Source organism: Natronorubrum daqingense (genome assembly GCF_001971705.1).
GTDB classification, from domain to species: Archaea; Halobacteriota; Halobacteria; order Halobacteriales; family Natrialbaceae; genus Natronorubrum; species Natronorubrum daqingense.
This window is the reverse complement of the sequence record NZ_CP019327.1, coordinates 1409261-1430882: the sequence shown is the minus strand read 5'-3', so window position 1 is coordinate 1430882 and position 21622 is coordinate 1409261. Positions and strand designations below refer to the sequence as shown.

Below are 21622 nucleotides of genomic sequence, written 5' to 3'. Positions count from 1 at the left end.
GACCAACAGCCGTAGTCACTGGTTCCCTACATTCATATGAAGTGAGTGTCTCCACCACCGTATGACTCTCCGGCCGATTACCGCCTCTGATATCGAGGGCTGGGACTCTCTCGAGGACATCGCCGACTCGTTCGAAAAACGCGGACTGCGACCGAAACCGAACCTAGGTGACGAGAACACGCTCGTGCTCCAACTCGCGGACGACGAATTCATCGAGTTAATCGAAGCCGGTCTCGGTGAGTCGGCGACCGACTTCAAGCCGAAGGACGTCGACCGTCGCCACACTAACCTCGTTGCCACGAACGATTTCGAGAAGTTCACCTTTCTCACCCGAATCCGAACCTTCGGCCAACAGCACGGCCAGATCAAACACCAGAAACTCTCGTTCAGCAGGTCGCAATTCACCGGCGAAGGCGGTGAGAGGAACACTATCCTCCAGAAGCTGAACGAGATCGAGTACGGCTCCTCGGCGGCGATCTACGGCGATCTCTACGACACGCAGCGTATCGTCGAGGAGTTCTACGAGCAGTTCGAGGCCCTCAGGACGGATCTCGTCCAAGAGGTCGCGAACGTGCCGGACGATCGCGGGGACGCCAAGCAACGATACGTCCAAGTGACGCTCGACCGGATGATCTTCCTCTACTTCATTCAGGAGAAGCGTCTGCTCGATCGCGATCCGGAGTACCTCCACGAGCACCACGAGCGGATCGTTGACGAGGGCGGCGATGTCTACGACGAATTCTACCATCCACTCTTTTTCGACCTGCTCGCGGAGGGGAAGCAGAGCCTCGAGTTTGGCAACCTCCCGTACCTCAACGGCGGACTGTTCAGCACGAATCCGATCGAGGAGGAGTTCCCGGAGGCGAGACTCGGCAGCACTGCCGAGGAGACGAACGAGCTGTTCGGTCGGATCCTCGAGTTCCTCTCGGACTGGAACTGGAACGTCGACGAGCGCCTGGACATCGTCGACCCGAAGAATCTCTCGCCCGCGGTGCTGGGTCACATCTTCGAGCAGACGGTCAACCAAAAGGAGATGGGCGCGTACTACACGCCCGAGGAAATTACCGGGTTCATGGCCCGGCGCTCGATCCACCCATACCTCCTCGATCAGCTGAACGAGGCCGTCGACGCCGAGTACGAGGAGATCGACGAGGTGTTCGGGCTCTCAGCGGTCGACGCCGCCGCGGCGGAGGGGGAGGCCATCGCGGACGGAGGTGCAATCACCCAGCAGGCACCCACCGAGCGCGTCCAGACTGACCACGTCGAGACGCTGTACTTCGACGTCCTGCAGGAGACTCGAGTCCTCGATCCCGCGGTCGGCAGCGGCGCATTCTTGCTCGCAGCCCAGGACGTCCTACTGGACGTCTACCTGCAGTGTCTCGAGTACTTCGAGCAACTCGAAGCGGAGAGCCGGGTTTGGGAGAACCAAACGAGAAACGAACTCGATCGGATTCGCGATGGCAAGGGTGGCAAATCGCTGTATGCCAAGCGCAAGATCATTCTCAATAATCTGTATGGGGTCGACATTGACGATGGGGCGGTCGAAATCTGCAAGCTTCGGTTGTGGCTCTCGATGGTCGCCGACATTGAGGACGAGCCCAGGGAAGTCGAGCCGTTGCCCAACATCGATTTCAACATTCGGCAGGGGAACTCGTTGATCGGCTTCACGGAGGTCCAAGAGGTCGCGAACGAGGAGGGCGACGCCGCGCTGACGAACTACGGCGGCGGCGTCGGTACGAGCGTCAAGGAACTGTACGACGACGTGATCGACGCGATCGAGCGCCACCAGGACGCCACGAGCGGCCAAGAGGCTACCAACGCCCGAAAGCTGGCCGAGTCCCGGATCGACACCCACAGCGAGACGCTAGACGAGAAGGTGCTCGAGCAGTTCCACGAGGCCGGACTCGAGGACGTGGATCTGGCGGATCTCGAGGAGTTTCATCCGTTCCACTGGGTGCTCGAGTTCGCACCCGTGTATCGGGATGGTGGGTTCGACGTGGTGATCGGAAATCCGCCGTGGGACGTACTGAGTCCCAACCGAGACGATTTCTTCTCGAAATACGACGAGCTATTCAGAACATACGGCGCTGAGAAAAAGGATGATATTCAAGAGATGCTACTTGAAGAAAACGACATTAACCATATGTGGGAAAGCTATCAGGAGAATTTGGAACAGCGAGCAAGATATTTCAACAGCAGCCAAGAGTATCAATTACAGTCTCCAAAAGTTGCTGGAAGAACGGTCGCCAGTGAAAATGATCTTTCAGCACTCTTCCTTGAACGTGTGTTCCAAATCGCTTCTTCAACTAGCCATGTTAGCCTCATTCTTCCAGGCTTTGTACTTTCCGGGGCGATTGCCAAGGGGCTTCGGGAATATTTACTCGAAAACACCACTCTAGAAACAATCGCTGGATTTGTGAATAAAGGTATTTTTGCGGAGATTGATGATCGGTACAGATTCGGTATAATGACTTTCAAGAACAGTGGTCAAACAGATGTTATCAGCGGAATTTTTGCGCAGAAAGACACTGATATCCTCCACTCTTTGGAGGAAAAGTCAATTGATATTTCGAGAGAAGTCTTAGCCAGTTATTCCTCTGAGGCAAGAATCTTTCCAGGAATTAGATCTCAAAAAGAGGCAAATGTTTTAGAAAAGCTCCTAAACAACCCGTCACTTGGTGAAGAAATTAAGAATAAATGGGAGGTGAATGTTCTAACGAAAGAATTGCACGAACCATCGGATAATCATCTCTTCACTAATTCGAAGAATGAGGGTGACTACCCAATATATAGCGGAGAGAATTTTTATCAGTTCAATCATGATAATTCATTTTTAGATGATCTTAATCCGCCCCAATACTGGAGTCAGGGCTTAGACGATCCCGAAAACAGTACCAAGAATCGTATCCGGGAGAAGAAATTCAATAAAGGTTCCTTAAAGAAATCAATCTACGAGAACTTTGACGGCCCTTCTACCAGTAAATCGCAGATCCAATTTGTCAATGATTTACTTGAAGAACGTCGAGGAAAGCAACTTCAGGAACAAGATATTCTCTTAGACTGTTCAGATTACCGAATAGCATATCGAGACATTACGAATTCCACTAACGAACGTACGTTAGTTGCTTCGGTGTTGCCACCAGATATAACGTGTCTTCACACTGTCCAGACTATCAAACCATTTAGAATTAATCCTACAGAGGAAAATTTGTCAAACTTCCCACTTCATGATGCATATGAGCGGGAGTTCACTGACAAAGAACTGTTTGTCCATCTCGGGTTACTGAACAGTATTCCTTTCGACTTTCTCATACGGACCAAGGTCGACACCCATATTGTCAAATACAAATTCCTCGAGTCCCAGATGCCCCGCCTCACCGACGGCGACGACTGGTTCCACTACATCTCCGCTCGAGCCGCTCGCCTCAACTGCTACGGCGAGGCGTTCGCCGAGATGCGCGAGCGACTCGGCGGAATCGACCCCGCGACCGAGACGTCCGAGCGCCGGGCACTCCAGGCCGAGATCGACGCCGCGGCGTTCCACGCCTACGGCCTCGAGCGCGAGGACACGGCGTTCGTACTCGAGGACTTCCACCGCGTCGAGAACCCCCGGCTGATGGACGAGGCCTATTTCGACATGGTGCTCGAGAAATACGACGAACTCGACGAAGCAGGGCCGATGGAGTAATCGAGACGAATGGTTTCAAACGCCCAGATCGGCGAACTCATCGTCGGCGCGTACCACAAAGTCGTCACCGACGCCGAGGTCGTCAGCTACAACTCGAGGTCGAAGGAGGACGGCGAGCAGATGGAGATCGACGTCGTCGCGATCGACTCGAGCGATGGCACCCAGACCGTCTACGCCTGCGAGGTAGTCACCCACCTGAACGGGAAGTTGTACTCCGGAACGCCCGACACCGACAACTGGTCCAGTTTCGGAAACGAGAGCTACCAGTACTCCCTCGAGAAGCTCGAAACGAAGTTCCGATCCGACCACGGCTACGTGACCAGGGTATTCGACGATGCCGACGAGTACGTCTTCCAGCTCTGGGCACCCTACGTCGTCGACGGGATTCTAACCGACGGGCTCGAGGTGCTGTCCAGCGAGTTCCAAGCTGAGCACGGCGAGTCCATCGAGTTCGTGATCAACGAGACGTACACCGAGTGCGTCAACGAGCTTCGGACGCTCGCGGCCGACGAGACGAAAGCCTACGGCGAGCCGGCGTTCCGGTTCTTGCAGATCACAGAGCAGTTACGATAGTTCGTACTGCCTGAACGCCTCACTCACTGCGTGTCGTAGTGGTAGTACCGATTTGGTTTCGTTGCCGGATGTAGTGAGAATGTGGTTGGAGTGATCCGTCCGTAGGCACGTGTAGGTACGTGCCGTCATACTGCTTCAACTCGTCGTAGCCCTGTAGCTCAGGGTACTCTCGAAGGCGGATTTCGTAATCCGTGTCGATCTCGAACCATCCATTGGTGAACGCCCAGTGATGGCGAGAACAAAGTCCAAGTCCGTTTTGGAGTACGGCTGGTCCATCGTGTTCCTTCGGGAGGATACGTGCAGCTTCTAAATCCGGGCTTCCATCGGGAGACTCGAGCAGATCGCCACAGATGGAACACTTCTGATAGATGTTGCGTATCCCACGTCTGAACGCGGCTTCGAGCGTTCCGTGATTTATCTCTCCGAGACTGGAGTTCGATTCAGTTCGAGGAATGTCTTTCGGAGTGATCTGGAACAGGGAGTCTATTACGTCTTGAGGCGAAGAGCGATCGTCGACAGTGCTGTTTGGCGAGCTGGGAGTTTCCGACTCCGAAGACTCACAATGACGCGCGTACGACTCGAAGTCCCCGTACGTGTTTACAAACGGCTTTAGCGCCTCTTCATCCAACCACTGTATCGGCTCATCAGTTCGTTCCGACCCGATCTCTTCGAGGAGAACTTCCACCTGGATATCGATCTCCTGTACCTCCCCACCAATCACCAGGTACGGCCACGGCCGATCTATCCCGTTGCTTCGTACCCCGTTTTCGTATTCGACCCACAACTCGGTCATAACGTCGGTATTCTCGAGTTTTTCGACGATTGGAACGTAGTGAGTGAGGGTGCCTGCTTGTGTACTGAATATCAACCCATCACGTTCGGACAGGGTTCGCCACAAATCCTGGGTTTCTCGAGGGAAGCCCCAGACCGGTCTGGTACCAGTCTGGCCTCCCGCTGTGACGGGGAGTTCATCCACGTCGACTACCGTAGAAACGGAACTATCGAAGCAGTAATTCAGTACACTATCGTCGTGAGTCCGTATCACGACCAGATTCTGAAACTCAGCGCTTGGAGTAGCTCCCTCTTCTAACAGTTCGTCGACGATCCTCCGTCCAATTTCTTTCCACGATGGTTGGTGGTCCTTGATCGCCATCTTGATTCCGTGGGCATCACGGTATTCCAGTACGTGGAGATTGTGTTGGAAGAACCGACGAAGAACCAACTCGGGTGGGTGTTCCTCGTGTATATAATACATGGCATCTGCAGGTTGTGTAGATCCGGAGTTCATATCGAACTTCCATACCCCGAGCTGACGATCTTTAGTACTCCGTCCCTGTGGTAACTCGGAGGAAGGGGTTGGTCCGTTGCTCCGTAACTTTTCGATGTTCGCGGATCCTTGCTTTTCTTCGGGCGTTTCTACCGAACTAAATCGGTACTGTTTCTCGTCAGGGTCTATCTCGGCTTCCTCGAGGGCGCGAATGTACGACTCGAACTCTTCGTCGTAGAGTGTATACGGGTATTGGCCGTGTTCATCGATGTCAGCACGTCGTGGTGGGCGTTCTGTTATTTCGTTAACTTTCTGTAGTTCAGTTACTAGCGCGTCCCGATCAACATCCGGTGTCACTCCGTGAGTCGGCTGAATATCTGCCGCTCGTAACGCGTCGTGCCACGTCCCGAACTCTTGTTTGTAATGATGAGGAGAATGTGGACCGTCATTTCTCATTCCACGAACAGTCGGAACGCCGTCTACTTCCTCCGCAAATGACTGTAGATCTTCAATCAAACGTTCCTTCGTGGGTATTGTGTCCATTACAGTTACGAGTGTTATCTAGTCATAATAAACTTGGCTAGAGAGGAAGCACTCACGATATCGCAGATACTCGCCGGTTCTCAGGGAAGCGTCACTCTCATTTCGTCCTCTAAGTAGCAGCTTTCTATATAGTGCGCTCGAGATGAGGATCCAATGAGCGGATTTGGTGATCTCGAGCAACGCGATTTGACTGACCACTGGCCGGACGAGGAGGCCGACTTCACCCCCTGGCTCGCCGAGAACGTCGACCACTTGGAGGATGTCCTCGGGCTCAACCTCGAAGTCGTCGACACCGAACGGTGGGTCGGAAAGTACCGACTGGACTTACTAGCTCGAGACGAGGACACCGACCGCGAGGTCGTCGTCGAGAACCAGCTCCGGAGCTCCGATCACGCCCACCTAGGGAAGTCGATCGCCTACGCGTCGGGCGTCGAGGGTGACGTCGTCGTCTGGGTTGCCGAGAGTTTCGACGACGAACACGTCGACGCGGTCCAGTGGCTCAACGACAACACGCGCGAGGGCGTCGACTTCTTCGCGATCAGGCTCGAGGTGTGGCAGATCGGGGACTCGCCGCCCGCGGTCAAACTCAACCCCATTGAGGAGCCGAGCGCCTGGAAAGACTCGCTCAAACAGAGCGATGAGCTCACCGAGACGCAGGCGCTTCGCCTCGAGTTCTGGACGACGGTGCGCAACGAGATTCAGGCCCAGCAGACGCCGCTCTCGGCCCGGAAGCCTTCGAAGAGCAGCTGGTACGGCCAGCCCGTGGGAACCCAGGACGTGAAGATGCGGTTCTGGCTCCACGTTCGCGACGACTGGATCGACACGCGAATCGTCGTCAAGGACGACGCGATTTACGATTCCCTCGAAGCGGAGCGCGAAACTATCGACGATGAGCTCGGGCAAGCCGCCGAGTGGCTCCCCCCGGACGAAGAGCGAAAAGACGGCATCGTGATGGTCAAGCGAGACGCTGACCTCGGCGACGACGAACGGTGGGTGGAGTACGTCGATTGGTTCCTCGAGATGGGGGAGCGATTCAGGGACGTATTCGCAAGTCGCGTTAGCTGAGCACGTCTCCGTCCAACTATCCGGTCGGGTAAGAAGTCCACTCGCGGCGGCATAGCTGTCGACTCAATCGGTAATCTGAAAGTCCGAATCCACGGGGCTACCATATAGTCGTCAATGTTACTGGCGACGCGCTTGCATCGCTCTTCGAGTCATCACCACTCGGCGACGACTGGCAAATATATCTGAGGGAGTCGATCTGTGAGTGGTGTGTAACGACGAAACGAGATCGAACTGATCTCCCCCTCCGAACGAATCGTTATCGACTTTCCAGTTGATCGAACTACGATCCGATGACGCCCCAGCACACCAATCGAGCGCGAACTTCGCTCTCGCCGACGAGCGTATCCTGATACTCGGTCGATCCGTCGACGTACTCCTCGAGAAACGCCTCGAGCGTCCCCAGAAACTCCTCGACGGGCCACTCGGTGAGTGCGTCGTACTCGGCGTCGTCGCGGAACTTTTCGCGGAGTACGCGGTCCTCGTCGGTATTTTTGAGACCGACGTCGCTCAGTCGGCCGCGAAGTTCGCGAGAGCGATCCTCGATAGTGTCGTACTCTCCGCTCGGATCCGGATCGTCACCCCGTCTCGGCTCGACGTACTGCTGGCAGAAGCTGATGAGGGTCTCTTGTTCCTTCGAGTGCTGACCACCTTGGAGGTACGCTCCTTCGACCTGGCTGTCGCGAATCTCCTCGAGGCGGGCATCGACGACGTCCTCGATCTGTCCTCGGTCTGTGAGTACGCGGTCGGTTCGATCTTCGTCGGTGATCGGGTCCCCGTCCACCGCCGGCGTCAACCCGAGCATCCGGACGGGTCGTTCCTTCACGTCGTCGCCGAATGGTTTGTAGTAGAAGGCCCTCCGTACCCGTCCGAGTGGCGCGTCGTCCTCCTCGTCGAACCAAAGGTGCGCGAGTCCGAACACACCTGGTCGCGGTCCTCGCTCGTGATCGACCGCGTTCGTATACAGGAATCCCCGCTCACCAACCGGTGAGTCGAAGTACTCCTCGGCGAACTCGAAGTCGTCCGTCGAGAGCCCGAACTCTTCGTTCAGTTCGTGTTTGAGGCGGAACCGTTGGAACGCCCCCTGTTCGTCGCTGCCCGCGTTGCGCAGCAGCGGGTTAACGCTCGTGTCATCGAGCTCGTTGATGTCCTCGACGTCGCGAGACTCTCTGAGCGAGCGCTCGATCTCCTCGACCTCGAGTTCGCCGATCGTTTTCTGCGTTTCGACGCCCGCCTGCTCGAGGATCTGGTCCTCGTTCGGATCGAGGATGTTGTTCTCCTTTCCGACGATAAGGGCGATATCGTTGATCTTCGCCTGCAGTCGTTCCAGCAATTTGATCGCCGCTTCGATGTCTCCGTCGGGGTAGAAGTTGTGGACGTACTTCTCCGCGGTACTCCCGATTCGATCGACTCGGCCGACGCGCTGGACGATTCGCATCGGATTCCACGGTAGGTCGTAGTTCACGACCACATTAACGTCTTGGAGGTTCACGCCCTCGCTCAACGTGTCCGTCGCGACAACGTACTGGAGTTCGCTCTCGTCGGATTCTGCGAGCGTCTGTTGGTAGCCGGACGCCTCGGGTGCGAACCGCTTGACGACCGCTCGCTTGTTCTCGTCGCCGCCTTTCACGACCGCGCTGTTCGCGTCGGTGAGCGGCGACTCGGGGTCCTCTCGGAGCGCTCGATGGACGTACTCCGCGGTCCCCCGGTACTGGGTGAAGACGAGGGTCTTCTTGTCGTACGCGCCGAGGATCTCGGCGAGCCGATCGATCTTCGGATCCCGAAACTTGCGCAGGCTGAAGACCGACTCGTAGAACTCGCGGGTCGCTCCGTCGACGTTACTAAGGTCGTTGTCCGGGTACAAGACCGGATCCCGTTCCTCTTCGGGCACTTCTGGAAGCGTTCCGGCGCCGTGCTCGTGTAGCCAGCTTCTGGTTTCGACGGCGTGATCGCTGACGTCGCCAGCGTCGTGGGCGACGTCGCCGATGAACTGCGACAGGAAGTACGCGAGCAGCGTCAGGTCCTCTCGAATGTATCGCTTCACCTCTCGGACGGTTGCGTCGGCCAGTTCGTCCGGCGCGTCGGTTTCGCCGGCCCGAACGACGCCCGTGTCGAATCCGAACTCCTCTAGGGTCTCCTCGAGATCCGTCGCGGCGTCTTTGCCTTCGACGAAGTCCTCGAGCGTAGAGGCGTTCTCTTCCTCCTGCAGGGACCGGAGTGCGTCGATGTCCTCGTCCTCGGGAAGGCCGTCGAGCAGGCCGAGGAGCCGACGTTCGCTCTCGTGTAGCGTCTCGAGGGACTGGACGAACGCGTACGTCGAGGACTCGAGTCGCTTGAGCAGGTTGAGCTTGTACAGCGCCTTCAGCGTGCTCCCGCCTTGCGGGTTCTTGATCGTGATGTGTGGGAGGTGAAGCGCGTCCATCACGTCCGGAAGCATTCGATAGATGGGCTGGTAGGCAGTGGGCAGCGAGTACTCTTCCTTGGAGAGTCTCGGCGGCTCGAAACTCATCTCGAACTCTTCACCGTCCTGAACCTCGTCCTTGACGTGTTTTCGCGTCCGAAGGACCATCACTTCGTTTAGGATGTCCGATATTTCGAGCGCGCGGCGTTGCAGTTGCTCGGTGATTCGACGTTCCGTCTCCTCGTCGGCCTCCTCGTTCCCGGCGACGATTCGCTTTCGCTGGTCGGCGAGATCGATGTACTCAGCGAACGCGTCGAAGTCGAGACTGGACTTGTTTCGCAACTCCTCTTTGCTTGTGAACAGGCTGATGAGGTTCCGCAGGTCCGTCGCGGAGTTGTTGATCGGGGTCGCTGTCAGCATGATCATCGTCTTGCCACGGAGCTGCCGGAGGTTGGCGTGTCTGCGCGTTCCCTTGTAATCGTCGTCGTGGCTCGGATTCGGCCGCCATTTGCCGGAGTTCCGAAAGCGGTGGGCCTCGTCGATAAGTACCACGTCGAACGCCTCGCGCAGTTTCTGCACCTCCTCGTACGATCGGTTCTGGAAGTCGGATATACTGATGACCTCGAGGTGCGCGCCGTCGACCTCGAGACCGAAGAACGGGTCGCCGTCCTCGTCTGTTTCGTTCTGGAGCAGATGTTCCCACTGATCCGTGAGGTTCGCGGGAACGATCAGGAGACAGCTGTCTCCTCGGTGTCGGTAGTCGTAGAGGAGTTCCGAACCGATGAACGACTTCCCAAGACCGACACTGTCGCTGATGATACAGCCGTTGTACGTGGAGAGCTTCTCTTTCGCGCTCTCGTACCCGAGCCGCTGAAAGTGATAGAGCGGACTGTCTCGGCTGCTGACGTTTCCGCCGAGTTCGTCGTACGCGAGGAGCTTGTAGAGTTCGAAGGGCTCGAGATAGGTCCCGAGTTCGCCTTCGTCCTGGTCGCTTTCCGATTCGGCTCGCTGCTTCTCTCGCCACTCTTGGTACTTGTCACTGGTCTCGATGACCTCGACGATGTCCTCGCTGAACTCCTCGGCGTTTGCCCACTGGTTGTCATACCACTCCTCGAACGCTTCCGCCTCCCGTCGATCCTGACTCGTCATGTTCAACTCGACGTTCCTTCGCTGCCCGCTTGCTGAAAAATTCGAGGATCCGACGATGGTTACCGCTCCGCGTTTGTCCTCTTCGTGGTCCTTCGCCCGTTCGGAATCTGGTGGCGCTCTGAAACACGCACCCTTCGCGTGGAAGTAGCCATCTTCCGGGACTCGCACTCGGACGTCGATGAGGTCGTTCGCGATGAAGTCCCGAAGCCGATCGAGACGTTCGATTTGAGCGCGGTTTAGGCCCTCGATGTCCTCCTGGAGTTCTTCTCTGAACTGCTCGCGTAACGAGAATCCTTCCTCGATCTCCGAAGCAGTCCGGCGGTCCGTCTTTCGTCCCATCAGAACCCGCATCGGTGAGCGGCCGAGCGTCTCGGGATCGGCTAACTGGTCGAGGTCCTCCGAAACCAGATCGAAGCCGGACAGGTAGAAGTAGCCTGTCGAAATACGGATCTCTTCACTCAATGGGACGACCTTCCTGTACGTCTCCTCGAGTGTCGAATCAGTATTGTCGACGATCGGATCCAGCGAGAGCATTTGCTGCTACTCTCTCTAAACCCCAACCCGATAAAACATTCCGCAAACTCAATGTGTGGTAGATGCGAGCGCTACATTCTCACAAAATGACGAGTTTCCTTATCCGGAATCCAGATGGCGTCTGGCTACATTCGTGGTTCGAACGAAGTGTACAATCGGACTGTCATCACGAATTAGAGAACATGGCGAATACTAACGAAATGGGAACTAACGACCCCGTTCGTAAATCGGTAGGAACCGTTCTAACTCCGAGTGGGTTGGGGCAGATTTGAACTCCGCCGAGACGTGCTCGCTTCGCTGCGCGCGGCTCGTCTAGTTCAAATCTACCCGTTTCCATTTCTCGAGCGACGGACTCGTCGCGCCGCTCCTCGTCGGTTGTCGCTCGAGAAATGGGTTGGGGCAGATTTGAACTGCCGACTTCCTCCGTGTGAAGGAGGTATCATAACCGGACTAGATCACCAACCCGCAGCCGATTATATCGCTGGGTCAAACTTAAGACTTCCTTTCAGCGGCCAGCGAACGGCTCACCCTCGAGCCCACCACCGCTCCCCGCGAGTCCACGCTCAATACTCCGGCGACTCCTCGGGTGTCTCGTCTCGAGCGTTGACGACTCGCCCGAACGTGAACAGGCCGTCGGAGAGTCGGTTCAGGTACTGGACGGCCTGCTCGTTGATCTCCTCCTCGCTGGCGAGTGCGACGGCGCGGCGTTCGGCGCGTCGACAGACCGTTCTGGCGTGGTGGAGCTTCGCTCCGTGTTCGCTGCCGGTCGGGAGGATGAACGAGGTGAGTGGCTCGAGTTCGTCGTCGGAAGCGTCGATCCAGTCTTCGACGGTTTCGATGTGTTCCGTGCGGATGGCCGGGTCCTCCTCGTCGGGATCCGGGTTCGCGAAGTCAGCTTGAACGACGTGGAGGTGGTTCTGGACGGTTCGCAATTGGTCGTCGATGTCGTCGTAGCCGGTGGGCCGAATCGTTCCGATGAGCGCGTTGAGTTCGTCGACGGTACCGTAGGCTTCGATGCGTGCGCTGGTCTTCGAGACGCGGGTCATGTCACGAAGATCGGTCTGTCCGTCGTCCCCGCGGCCGGTGTAAATAGACATACGCGAGTCGACGGCTGGGGGCCACTTAACTGCTGTCGGGGTGGCAAATAGTCCACCACAGGCGACCCTACTCGAGCCGGTCGCCGCGCCCCCTGTCACGACGAGGAGAGTGTGCCCAACCGGTACGTTAAACAGATGTCGTGCACAAGTCGCTCGTATGGCCATGGAACTCGATCACTACTGTCCGGACTGTGACGGAGAGCAGACCTTCTACCGTGCGGCGAGTACGAAAGTTCACCTCGGTGAGAAGGTCAAGTGGCACTGTCCGAACTGCGACTACGGCTTCGTGCGAATCGGCGACAACGGGACGGCTGTCGACTCGAGTGCGACGTAAGGTCCGGTCGCCCACCCCAACCGACCCGTTTCTACCCGAGTGGACGCCCCGACGACGGGAAACAGTACAAACGTACTTCTGACCCCTGTTCGTGAAGTGAGGTATGCAAGGACGGAGGCTCGCGACGACGGACGAGATCATCGCGATCGTGAGTCCCGACAGCGACGAGCCCCTCGAGACGCTCACCGCGTGGACGGAGCAAAGCGGGATCGAACTGACGACGGTCGACGTCGGAGACGACATCGGAGACGTCTACGACGAGAGCCGCGCGACCCTCGGCGTGACGCTCGGCGGCGATGGCACCTTTCTCGAGGGCATCAAGACGTTCGCCCCGCGGAAGATTCCACAGTTAGGCGTCAACACGGGGACGCTCGCGTTTCTGGCTCGAGTCGAACCCGAAGACCTCGAGGACGCACTCGAGGAGGTCCTTCGGGGTCGAGCCGCAGTCGACAGCCGCCAGCAGGTGTACGTGAATGCGCCGGGCGTCGAGGCGACGGGGATCAACGACGTGATGATCCAGCAGGTCCCGCCCGACGATCCGATCGATCGAAAAGTGACTCGTCTGGACGTCTACGCGGACGACGAGTACGTCGGCGAGTTCGAGGGGACCGGACTCGCCGTCTCGACGCCGACCGGTTCGACTGGCATCTCGCTCTCTGCGAACGGACCCGTCCACTATCCGGTGAACAACCACACGCTCCAACTCGTCCCCCTCCACACCCACAAACTGGGCGTCCGGCCGATCGTCGTCTCCCCCGAGACGGAGTTGCGAATTATCTCACGGGGGGGTGCGAACCTGCTCGTCGACGGCGGACGCGCACAGACACTTCTCGAGGTCGGCGACGAGGTGGTCGTCACGGGGGCGGACACACTCGCACACGTCGTCAGAACCAGCTACGACGATCACTTTTTCACTGCGATTACGAAGAAACTCGGCTGGGATGTCCGAGACGCGGACGTCCCCCGCGACAAAAAACGCGAGGCTCCAGCAGCGACGTCCCCGCCGATCGACGCGACTGACTCGAGTCGAACGTCGATCCGCGCTCGGCACGACTCGGCCGCCGGTGATGGCAGCCGCTCCGACGAGGCCGCCGGGACCGTCGAACGCGCGCTCACGGTCGCGACGGAAGCGGCGCAGGCTGCCGGCGAACCCCTGCGCGAACTCCACGGACAGGTCGAGTCGATCGACCACAAGACGGACAAATCGGATATTGCCACCGAAGCCGACCATCAGGCGGATCGAATTATCTCGACGGTCATCGACAACGAGTTTCCAGAGCACGGTCTCTTTTCAGAGGAGGGGACCCGCGACCGAAGTGGCGACTCGAACTACACGTGGGTCGTCGACCCGCTCGACGGCACCGGAAACTTCGCGCACGGGAATCCAAACTACTCGATTTCGGTCGCACTGATAGACCACGATAGGCCAGTTCTGGGCGTCGTCTACGTCCCGGAGACCGACGAACTCTTTACCGGTATCGCCGGCCAAGGTGCCTGGCGAGACGGCGACCCGATCGAGACGACCGACCGCGACCGCCTCGACGAGAGCATGCTCATTTCGGGATACGACCCCGATGGGAGCTTTCTTTCCCACTTTTACCAGGAATCGCGCGGCGTCCGGCGACTCGGCTCCGCGGCGCTCAACCTCTGTTACCTCGCGAGCGCCAGCGCGGACGCCGTCTGGGAGCACGACACCTATCCGTGGGATATCGCCGCCGGTCTCGTCATCGCTCGAGAGGCGGGCGCGACGATAACTGACCAGTCGGGCGAACGGTTCGAGTTCGACTTCGACACTGAAGCCAGGGCGGCACTGCTCGGTTCGAACGGTTCCTTACACCCCGCGTTGCTCGAGCACCTCGGCGACGGATTGCAGTCGTCTTCGCGGTCACAATCGTCGCGATAGCGTAGACACGACGTCTAACACAGTTCACTCGAGAAGGGGGCCGTTGCTCGCGAAAATTGTGGCGAGCGTTAGCGCTCGTCTGCGTCGTCGAGTGCGTGCCACGAGAGTCGCGGACTCCGCGCCGCGGCTGTCTGGTCGATCCGCCGGGCCGTGGTTCGGTCGGGGGCAGCCTCGAGCGTCGCGTCGTCTTCGTCGACGACGGCGTTGAACGCGGCGGCGAGTCGATCTAACGTGTCCTTGCTCTCGATTTCCGTCGGCTCGGTCATCAGCGCCTCGGGGACGATTTCGGGCCACTTGGTCGTCGGCGGGTGGACACCGTAGTCGAGCATTCGTTTCGCGACGTCCGCTGCGTCCTGGTCGCCCGCGCTGGCGACGAACTCGTGGTGGAACGGCTCGTAGGGCACGTCGTACTCGATCTGACTCGCGAGGTAGTTCGCGTTGAGCACCGCCTTCGCGCTGGCGTCCGTCAGTCCCTCGTCGCCGAGACGCGCGATGTACGCGAATGCCTTGACGAGTACGAGCCAGTTGCCCTGATAGCCGTGGACGTGGCCGATCGTTTGCTCGGGATCGAACAGTTCGTACGTCGATTCGTCGCCCTCGCCGTCCTCGTCAGCCTCGCGCACTCGAGGCGCGGGCAGGAACGGGGCCAACTCATCGACGACGCCGACCGGGCCGGCACCGGGACCGCCGCCACCGTGGGGCGTCGCGAACGTCTTGTGGACGTTGTAGTGCATCACGTCGAATCCCATGTCGCCCGGCCGTGCCCGGCCGAGGAGGGCGTTGAGGTTCGCGCCGTCGTAGTAGAGCAACCCACCCACGTCGTGGACCATCTCCGCGATCTCCTCGATGTCGCGCTCGAAGAGGCCGAGCGTGTTCGGGTTCGTGAGCATGAGCGCCGCCGTGTTCTCCGAAAGGGCCGCCTCGAGCGCATCCAGATCCACGCGGCCGTCGTCGTCACTCGGCAGGGAGACCACGTCGTAGCCCCCGAGTGCTGCGGTCGCGAAGTTCGTTCCGTGTGCGCTCTCGGGGACGATGACCTCGTCGCGGTGGCCCTCGCCGTTGTGCTCGTGGTAGGCCGCGGCGACGCGGATGCCGACGAACTCGCCGGCGGCACCGGCCGGCGGCTGGAGCGTGACGGCGTCCATGCCACCGATCCGACCGAGGTAGTCCTGTAGCCGGTAGAGAACCTCGAGCGTGCCCTGAATCGACCGCTCTGACCGGTCGGGGTGGACGGCACCCGAGGGCAGCGCCGCCACGTCTTCGGTGAACTTGGGGTTGTACTTCATCGTACACGAGCCAAGCGGATAGGGGCCGCTGTCGATGCCGTAGATCATCTGTGAGAGGCGCGTGTAGTGGCGAGCGAGTTCCGGCTCGGAGAGTTCGGGCAACTCGAGTGAGTCACGCGTCAGGTCGTCGGGGAGCGGCGAGTCCGCGCTCGCTCCGTCGTCGCTCCCGTCCGCATCCGAACCCGTGTCGCCGATGTCGACTCGAGTCAGATCCTTTTCGGAGAGCAACGGCTCGTACTGGCCGTCCTCGACGTAGCGCGCCTGGTCGTAGCGAACTTGTTCCGCCCCCTCGAGCGACTCCTCCGCGCGGTCGCTCATCGTGCCACCTCCTCGAGCGCCGCGGCGAACGAGTCGAGTTGGTCGTCGGAGACGCCCGCGACACAAAGCTGGATTTCGTGGTCGCCGACGACGTGGACGGCGAAGCCTCGGTCCTCGAGGTCGGCCGCGAGGACGTTCGCGGGCTGGTCGGTCCGCGCGACGAACTCGCGAATGTGGTGGCGGTCGTGAATCGGCGCGTCGACGCCGGGAATCTCGTCGATTCGGTTCGCGAGATCCGTCGCTCGAGTGACGCCGCGGTTGGCGAGATCGACCATGCCGTTGGGACCGAGCGAGGCCGCGTGCATCGCCGTGCGGAGTGCGACCCACGCCTGATTCGTGCAGATGTTACTCGTCGCTCGCTCGCGGCGGATGTGCTGTTCGCGCGTCTGGAGGGTGAGCGTGAACGCCCGGCGGTCGGTCGCGTCCTCGCTGACGCCGACCAGTCGGCCGGGAACCTGCCGGAGGTACTCCTCGCGACACGCGAAGAGCCCGAGTCCCATTCCATAGCTCGTCGGCAGGCCGAGGACGCTCGCGTCGCCGATGACGACGTCGGCACCGACGTCGGCGGGGCGCTTGAGGACGGAGAGGGCGACGGGATCGGAGCCGAGGACGAACAGCGCGTCGACCTCGCCCGCGAGCGAGCCGATGGACTCGAGGCGTTCCTCGATCGTTCCGCGGATCGTCGGGTTCTCCGCGTACACCATGACGACCTCGTCGTCGACCTGTTCTTCGAGAGCGCCGACGTCGACCGTTCCGTCGGCCGTCGCGTACGCCTCGACTGCGAGATCGGTGCCGGCGACGTAGTTCTCGAGCGTCGAACGCCGGCCCTCGAGTAACTGGTCGGGAACGAGCACGCGATGGCCGCTGGTAGAGCGGACGCGCTCGGCGAGCGTCGCGGCTTCCCCGAGTGCCGTCGCGGCGTCGTACATCGAGCAGTTGGCGATTTCGAGGCCGGTCAACTCGACGAGCAGCGACTGGAACTCGAAGAGCGCCTGCAGAAAGCCCTGGGAGACCTCCGGTTGATACTGCGTGTAAGAGGTCAGAAACTCCGAGCGATCCGCGAGGTGATCGACGAGCGACGGGACGTAGTAGCCGTAATGCCCGCGGCCGAGCAGTTCCGTTAGGTCGTCGTTTTGTGCCAACGTCGAGCGAACGAGTCGTCTCGTTTCCTGTTCCGATCGAGACGCGATGTCGAACTCGCCGTCGAACCGGACGGTCTCCGGAATATCGAAGAGTTCAGCTTCCGAGTCGACTCCGACGGCCTCGAGCATTGCAGACTGTTCCGCGTCCGTATGGGGAGCGTACGGACTCCCCGTTGCGTGTGATCCATCCATTGTTAGTTGTGGCCCCGGTCGACCGTCTGGCGTGAGTGTCGGTCAGCAAACCCCTCACTTCTCCCACATGAGTGTGGATGGTCGACTCGAGACATGATATCTGGCACTTACGCGCACGGGGTAATGAACGCACCTCTTCGATGAGACTGGAAGTGTGTAGAAACCAACGACAGTCCGGTGCAGTAGCTGTCACTGTTCTATCAGACCCGATCGCATTCGGTCTCGCTCAATAGTTCTCGAGGCTCGCCTCGACTCGCAACTCGAGCCCTTTCTCGGCTATCGATCGTTGCCGTCGCGAGGTTCGTCCTCGGCGAGGTCGATCGCGTCGCTTTCGTCATCGCTGTCACCGTCATCATCGTTTTCGTCGTCGCTCTCGCTCGCATCGTCGCCTTCGTCACCATCACCATCGTCCGGTTGTCTCTCCGATGGTGCCTGTGAACCGGCCGATTCCACTCGAGTATCGGCATCGGCCGGTGTCGCGTCTTCGATCACCGCTCTGACTCCTGTCTGTGCGGACGTATCGACGGCCGGGTCCGCGGCTGGCCGATCGCTTCCGGGCCCGATCGGCGGTTTCAATTCGGCGGTCTGTTCTCGAGCGAAGACGTCCAGTGTGACTTTCGCGCCGCCGAGGATCACGGGGCCGACGAACAATCCGACTGCGCCGAAGATGATGATCCCTCCAAAGATACCGACGACGATGATCGCGGAGTTGAACGCGCTCGTTCGGCCGATGAGCGCCGGTCGAAGGTAGGTGTCCGAGGCGCTAACGATCGAGCCGTAGATGACGAGCGCACCGGCACCGACGAAATCGCCGACCACGAGGAGGTAGAGTGCGACCGGCACCCAGACACCGAACGCGCCGACGAGTGGCAAGAGTGCGAGGACGAACGTCGCGACCGTCAAGAAGACGACAGCTGGAAGGCCAAGCACGGCCAACCCGATGCCGAGTGCGAGGGCCTGAATCGCGGCAACTAGAACGTTTCCGACAACCGACGCCCACATGAGCCGATCCAGTTCCGTCAGCAGTTCCTCTTGGATCTCTGCCTCGATAGGGAGCACCTGTTGTATCCACACAACGAGTCGATCCCCATCACGGAGCAGTGCAAAGAGCACGAACAGCGTGACCGTCAACCCGATGAGCAATCCTGGCAGCCCACTGACGAGTTCGATCCCACTCGTCGCGAGCCCCTGTGCGGCCGTCCCGATCGGCTCTTGATACGTTTCGTAGAGATCGCTCAGGTCGATGACGTACCCCGTCGCCTCGAGTCGCTGTTCGATGTCTGCCATCCCGAGTGTTCCCTCCTGGATGGCCGTGAGCAACTGGAGTGCCTCCCGAAGGGCAATCGCGAGGACGTACATCACCGGCAGGAGAATAACGAGGATGGCGACAGCGACGAGCACGAGCGCGGCCGTCATCGAGCGCACGTACTGCTCGAGGCGACGCTGGGCCGGCATGAGAACGTACGCGAGCACGATGGCGAGGAGAACGTACTGGAGATACGGAAGGATAATCAAAACCGCAAGGGCGGTGCTGAGGATCGTGAGTAGGCTCAATCCGGGGCGTTCGGAGAACCACCGGGACGGCGTGGATCGATCGGACATAGCCCACCCTACGAGGTCACGACAAATTACTGCAGTGACTGTTCTGTCGCAACGAGTCACCTACCCCTCGAGCAACGCTCTCGAGGAGTTCGTCACGACGAGGAGACTGCTCAGCCCCATCGCGATCGCCGCGAACAGGGGGTTGAGCAGGCCTGTCACCGCGAGCGGGATCGCGATGCCGTTGTAGCAGAAGGCCCAGCCGATGTTCCCCTTCACGCGACGGTCTGTCGCCTGCGCCAACTCGAAGACGGTCTCGACGGACGAGAGCGCGTCGTCGACGAGGGCGACGTCCGCCGCGTCGGCGGCCATCGCCGTTCCGCCGCCGAGGGCGATGCCGAGGTCCGCCGCGGCGAGCGCGGGTGCGTCGTTCGTCCCGTCGCCGACCATCACCGTGTCGCCCGTCGCGGAGAGTCGGTCGACGGTCTCGGCTTTCCCCTCCGGTGGAACGCCGGCGAACACCTGGTCGACGGCCGCGTGCTCGCGGAACCGACTCGCCGCCTGCGCGTCGTCACCGGTGAGGACGACCACGTCGGCGTCGGCGTCCGAAATCGCCGTGAGCGTCTCCTCCCAGCCCTCGCGAAGGTCGTCGCCGACGACGACGACCCCCTCTGCCCGACCATCGCGACCGACGGCGACCGGGACGCGTCCGGTTTCACGGCCCGCCGCGACCCGGTCGGAGATTTCGTCAGGAACCGTCCAGCCCCGGTCGCGGAACAGATCCGGATGGCCGACGACGACCTCTTCGCCGTCGACGACCCCCGAAACGCCCTTCCGATGACTCTCGAAAGAGTCGACGCGTTCGGCACTGGCGTCCGCTTCGTCGGCCTCCTGTACTCGCTCGCTGGCCGCGTCGGACTCGACCGCGCCGCCGTCTGGAACCGCGCGTTCGGCGGCGATCGCCGCACCGATCGGGTGAGACGACTGGGCCTCGAGCGTCGCCGCCTGCTCGAGGAGGTCGCCGTCGCAGTCCGTCTCGACGACGGTCATGTCCCCCGTCGTGAGCGTTCCGGTCTTGTCGAAGACGACCGTCTCCGCGCTACGCAGGCGTTCGAAGACGCTGTCGTCGAAGACGACGATCGATCGCTCGAGGGCGTCTCGAATCCCGGCGGCGACGGCCAGCGGAGTTGCGAGGCCGAGCGCGCAGGGACAGGAGACGATCAAGACGGTGAGGCCGACGAGCAACGCGTCCGCGATGCCAGCGCCCGTCAGGAGGTAGATGGTCGTTACGACCACGGAGAGGACCAACACGAGCGGAACGAAGATGGTGGCCAGTTTGTCGGCGAGTTTCTGGATGCCGTGGGTGCCACTCTGGAGGTCCCAGACGAGTTCGCTGATTCGGTCGAGCGTGCTCGTCGCGTCCTCGCCGACCTCGATCGTGAGCGCGCCGTTCGAGACCGTCGATCCGCCGACGACGTCGTGGCCGTCGGTTTTCGTGACGGGCAGCGATTCACCCGTTACGACGGCCTCGTCGACCGCCGCTTCGCCGTCGACGACTCTCCCGTCGATCGGGACGCGTTCGCCGGATCGGACGACGACTCGGTCGCCCGCCTCGAGGTCCTCGAGTGCCACGTCTTCGGTCTCGCCGTGCGCTGTGAGTCGCCGGGCCTCGTCGACCTGCACGGTCGTCAGGTCGGAGAGTCGCTCGGTGGCCTTGCGCTTGATCTCGGACTCGTAGTAGCTCCCGACGGAGACGATGACGATGATCGCGACGGTCACGTCGTAGTAAATGTGGGGGCCGCTAACGGCGATCGAGAGCGTGCTGTAGAGCCACGCGCTGCCCGCCGCGATCGCGACGAGTAAGTCCATGTTCGGCGAGCGCGTCTTCACCGCGACGTACGCGCCCTGCAGAATCGGCTTGCCGGTGATGACAAGAATGATCGTCGTCAGCGCACCGATCATCAGGTAAAACGGCGTCGCGAGGTCGCTCGCGAGCGTCTCCGTGAAGAACTCGGTCGTTCGCTCGTCGTAGAAGAGCCCCCCGAAGTAGGTCGGATAGATGATGATGATGTACTGCAACATCACCATCATCCCCATCATCACGCCGACCGCGATTCGCCCCATCTCCCAGTTGTTCGCGCGACGGCGGCTGATCGAATCCTCGCGGTCGTACGCGCTGTAGCCGAGTCGACTGATCTCCGCTTTCAGATCCTCGACCGACACCCGCTCGGGATCGTGATCGATCCGCGCCGTATCGGTGACGTAACTCGAGCTCGCGTGACTCACGCCGTCGGTGGCCGTCGCGACGGACTCGATGAACGCCTCGCAGGTCGCACAGTACATCCCGTCGACCTCGAGGAACGTCGTCTCGTGATCCGGCGGGACGGACCGTTCCTCGTCGCCTTCCGTGCGAGCCTCGCGAACGTCGTCTGCGTCGACCGTCTCGATGTCGCCGAGGGTCTCGTAAACGTCGCGACAGCCCGCACAACAGAACGCGTTGCCGTCCACGGTGACGCCGCTCTCCTCGACGGGAAGCTCACACAGCGTACAGCCGGTTCGATCTTCGGTGTCGGGTGCGGGTGTCATGTGATCGT

12 protein-coding genes and 1 tRNA gene are annotated in these 21622 nt (G+C 60.2%); 5 read left to right on the top strand and 8 right to left on the bottom strand.

The window, feature by feature from the left end; translation table 11 throughout:
• Positions 1 to 61: 61 nt before the first annotated feature.
• Both BB347_RS07020 and BB347_RS07015 read left to right on the top strand, forming a co-directional pair.
• Complete coding sequence (locus BB347_RS07020; protein ID WP_076582270.1) at positions 62 to 3688, top strand: Eco57I restriction-modification methylase domain-containing protein; 3627 nt, start codon at positions 62 to 64, stop codon at positions 3686 to 3688.
• A gap of 9 nt (positions 3689 to 3697) precedes the next feature.
• A complete protein-coding gene (locus BB347_RS07015; protein WP_076582268.1) occupies positions 3698 to 4261 on the top strand; it encodes a hypothetical protein in 564 nt (187 codons plus the stop codon).
• A gap of 19 nt (positions 4262 to 4280) precedes the next feature.
• Here BB347_RS07015 and BB347_RS07010 read toward each other — a convergent pair whose 3' ends face one another.
• On the bottom strand, positions 4281 to 6071 hold the full coding sequence (locus tag BB347_RS07010; RefSeq protein WP_077202631.1) for a homing endonuclease associated repeat-containing protein: 1791 nt from the start codon (positions 6069 to 6071) through the stop codon (positions 4281 to 4283).
• Between the two features lie 153 nt (positions 6072 to 6224).
• Here BB347_RS07010 and BB347_RS07005 point away from each other — a divergent pair, with 153 nt between their 5' ends.
• Entirely contained in the window at positions 6225 to 7136 is a 912-nt protein-coding gene (locus BB347_RS07005; RefSeq protein WP_076582263.1) for a DUF4268 domain-containing protein, read from the top strand.
• Between the two features lie 280 nt (positions 7137 to 7416).
• Here BB347_RS07005 and BB347_RS07000 read toward each other — a convergent pair whose 3' ends face one another.
• The 3 genes from BB347_RS07000 to BB347_RS06990 form a co-directional block, all read right to left on the bottom strand.
• On the bottom strand, positions 7417 to 11217 hold the full coding sequence (locus BB347_RS07000; protein WP_076582261.1) for a helicase-related protein: 3801 nt from the start codon (positions 11215 to 11217) through the stop codon (positions 7417 to 7419).
• A gap of 390 nt (positions 11218 to 11607) precedes the next feature.
• Positions 11608 to 11682: transfer RNA gene (locus tag BB347_RS06995), tRNA-Val, on the bottom strand.
• A gap of 98 nt (positions 11683 to 11780) precedes the next feature.
• Positions 11781 to 12314: a cob(I)yrinic acid a,c-diamide adenosyltransferase gene (locus BB347_RS06990; RefSeq protein WP_076582260.1), complete on the bottom strand. Its 534-nt coding sequence runs from the start codon at positions 12312 to 12314 to the stop codon at positions 11781 to 11783.
• Positions 12315 to 12471: 157 nt separating this feature from the next.
• On the opposite strand from BB347_RS06990, the gene BB347_RS19275 reads away from it, so the two are divergent.
• Positions 12472 to 12648: a DUF7838 family putative zinc beta-ribbon protein gene (locus tag BB347_RS19275; protein ID WP_168170937.1), complete on the top strand. Its 177-nt coding sequence runs from the start codon at positions 12472 to 12474 to the stop codon at positions 12646 to 12648.
• A gap of 103 nt (positions 12649 to 12751) precedes the next feature.
• Positions 12752 to 14551 carry an NAD(+)/NADH kinase gene (locus BB347_RS06985; RefSeq protein ID WP_076582258.1) on the top strand — a complete coding sequence of 600 codons (1800 nt, stop codon included), beginning with the start codon at positions 12752 to 12754 and terminating at the stop codon, positions 14549 to 14551.
• A 68-nt stretch (positions 14552 to 14619) separates the two neighbouring features.
• On the opposite strand, the gene gcvPB is transcribed toward BB347_RS06985, so the two are convergent.
• The 4 genes from gcvPB to BB347_RS06965 form a co-directional block, all read right to left on the bottom strand.
• Positions 14620 to 16155 (bottom strand): aminomethyl-transferring glycine dehydrogenase subunit GcvPB, encoded by a 1536-nt coding sequence (gene gcvPB / locus BB347_RS06980; RefSeq protein ID WP_076582257.1) that lies wholly within the window; start codon positions 16153 to 16155, stop codon positions 14620 to 14622.
• Complete coding sequence (gene gcvPA / locus BB347_RS06975; protein WP_076582255.1) at positions 16152 to 17489, bottom strand: aminomethyl-transferring glycine dehydrogenase subunit GcvPA; 1338 nt, start codon at positions 17487 to 17489, stop codon at positions 16152 to 16154. Before gcvPA ends, gcvPB begins: the two co-directional genes overlap by 4 nt.
• A 276-nt stretch (positions 17490 to 17765) precedes the next feature.
• Positions 17766 to 19091, bottom strand: coding sequence for an AI-2E family transporter (locus BB347_RS06970; protein ID WP_076582254.1), 1326 nt, complete (start codon positions 19089 to 19091; stop codon positions 17766 to 17768).
• 60 nt (positions 19092 to 19151) lie between these two features.
• The gene (locus BB347_RS06965) at positions 19152 to 21614 is read right to left on the bottom strand and encodes a heavy metal translocating P-type ATPase (protein ID WP_076582252.1); all 2463 of its coding nucleotides are present in this window, start codon (positions 21612 to 21614) and stop codon (positions 19152 to 19154) included.
• Positions 21615 to 21622: the final 8 nt, after the last annotated feature.

Excerpts from the sequence above, each read along its gene's own strand:
- gcvPB (WP_076582257.1), bottom strand. The coding sequence starts at position 16,155 with ATGAGCGACCGCGCGGAGGAGTCGCTCGAGGGGGCGGAACAAGTTCGC.
- gcvPA (WP_076582255.1), bottom strand. The coding sequence starts at position 17,489 with ATGGATGGATCACACGCAACGGGGAGTCCGTACGCTCCCCATACGGAC.
- BB347_RS06985 (WP_076582258.1), top strand. The coding sequence starts at position 12,752 with ATGCAAGGACGGAGGCTCGCGACGACGGACGAGATCATCGCGATCGTG.
- BB347_RS07020 (WP_076582270.1), top strand. The coding sequence starts at position 62 with ATGACTCTCCGGCCGATTACCGCCTCTGATATCGAGGGCTGGGACTCT.
- BB347_RS19275 (WP_168170937.1), top strand. The coding sequence starts at position 12,472 with ATGGCCATGGAACTCGATCACTACTGTCCGGACTGTGACGGAGAGCAG.
- BB347_RS06970 (WP_076582254.1), bottom strand. The coding sequence starts at position 19,091 with ATGTCCGATCGATCCACGCCGTCCCGGTGGTTCTCCGAACGCCCCGGA.
- BB347_RS07010 (WP_077202631.1), bottom strand. The coding sequence starts at position 6,071 with ATGGACACAATACCCACGAAGGAACGTTTGATTGAAGATCTACAGTCA.
- BB347_RS07005 (WP_076582263.1), top strand. The coding sequence starts at position 6,225 with ATGAGCGGATTTGGTGATCTCGAGCAACGCGATTTGACTGACCACTGG.
- BB347_RS07015 (WP_076582268.1), top strand. The coding sequence starts at position 3,698 with ATGGTTTCAAACGCCCAGATCGGCGAACTCATCGTCGGCGCGTACCAC.
- BB347_RS06965 (WP_076582252.1), bottom strand. The coding sequence starts at position 21,614 with ATGACACCCGCACCCGACACCGAAGATCGAACCGGCTGTACGCTGTGT.
- BB347_RS06990 (WP_076582260.1), bottom strand. The coding sequence starts at position 12,314 with ATGTCTATTTACACCGGCCGCGGGGACGACGGACAGACCGATCTTCGT.
- BB347_RS07000 (WP_076582261.1), bottom strand. The coding sequence starts at position 11,217 with ATGCTCTCGCTGGATCCGATCGTCGACAATACTGATTCGACACTCGAG.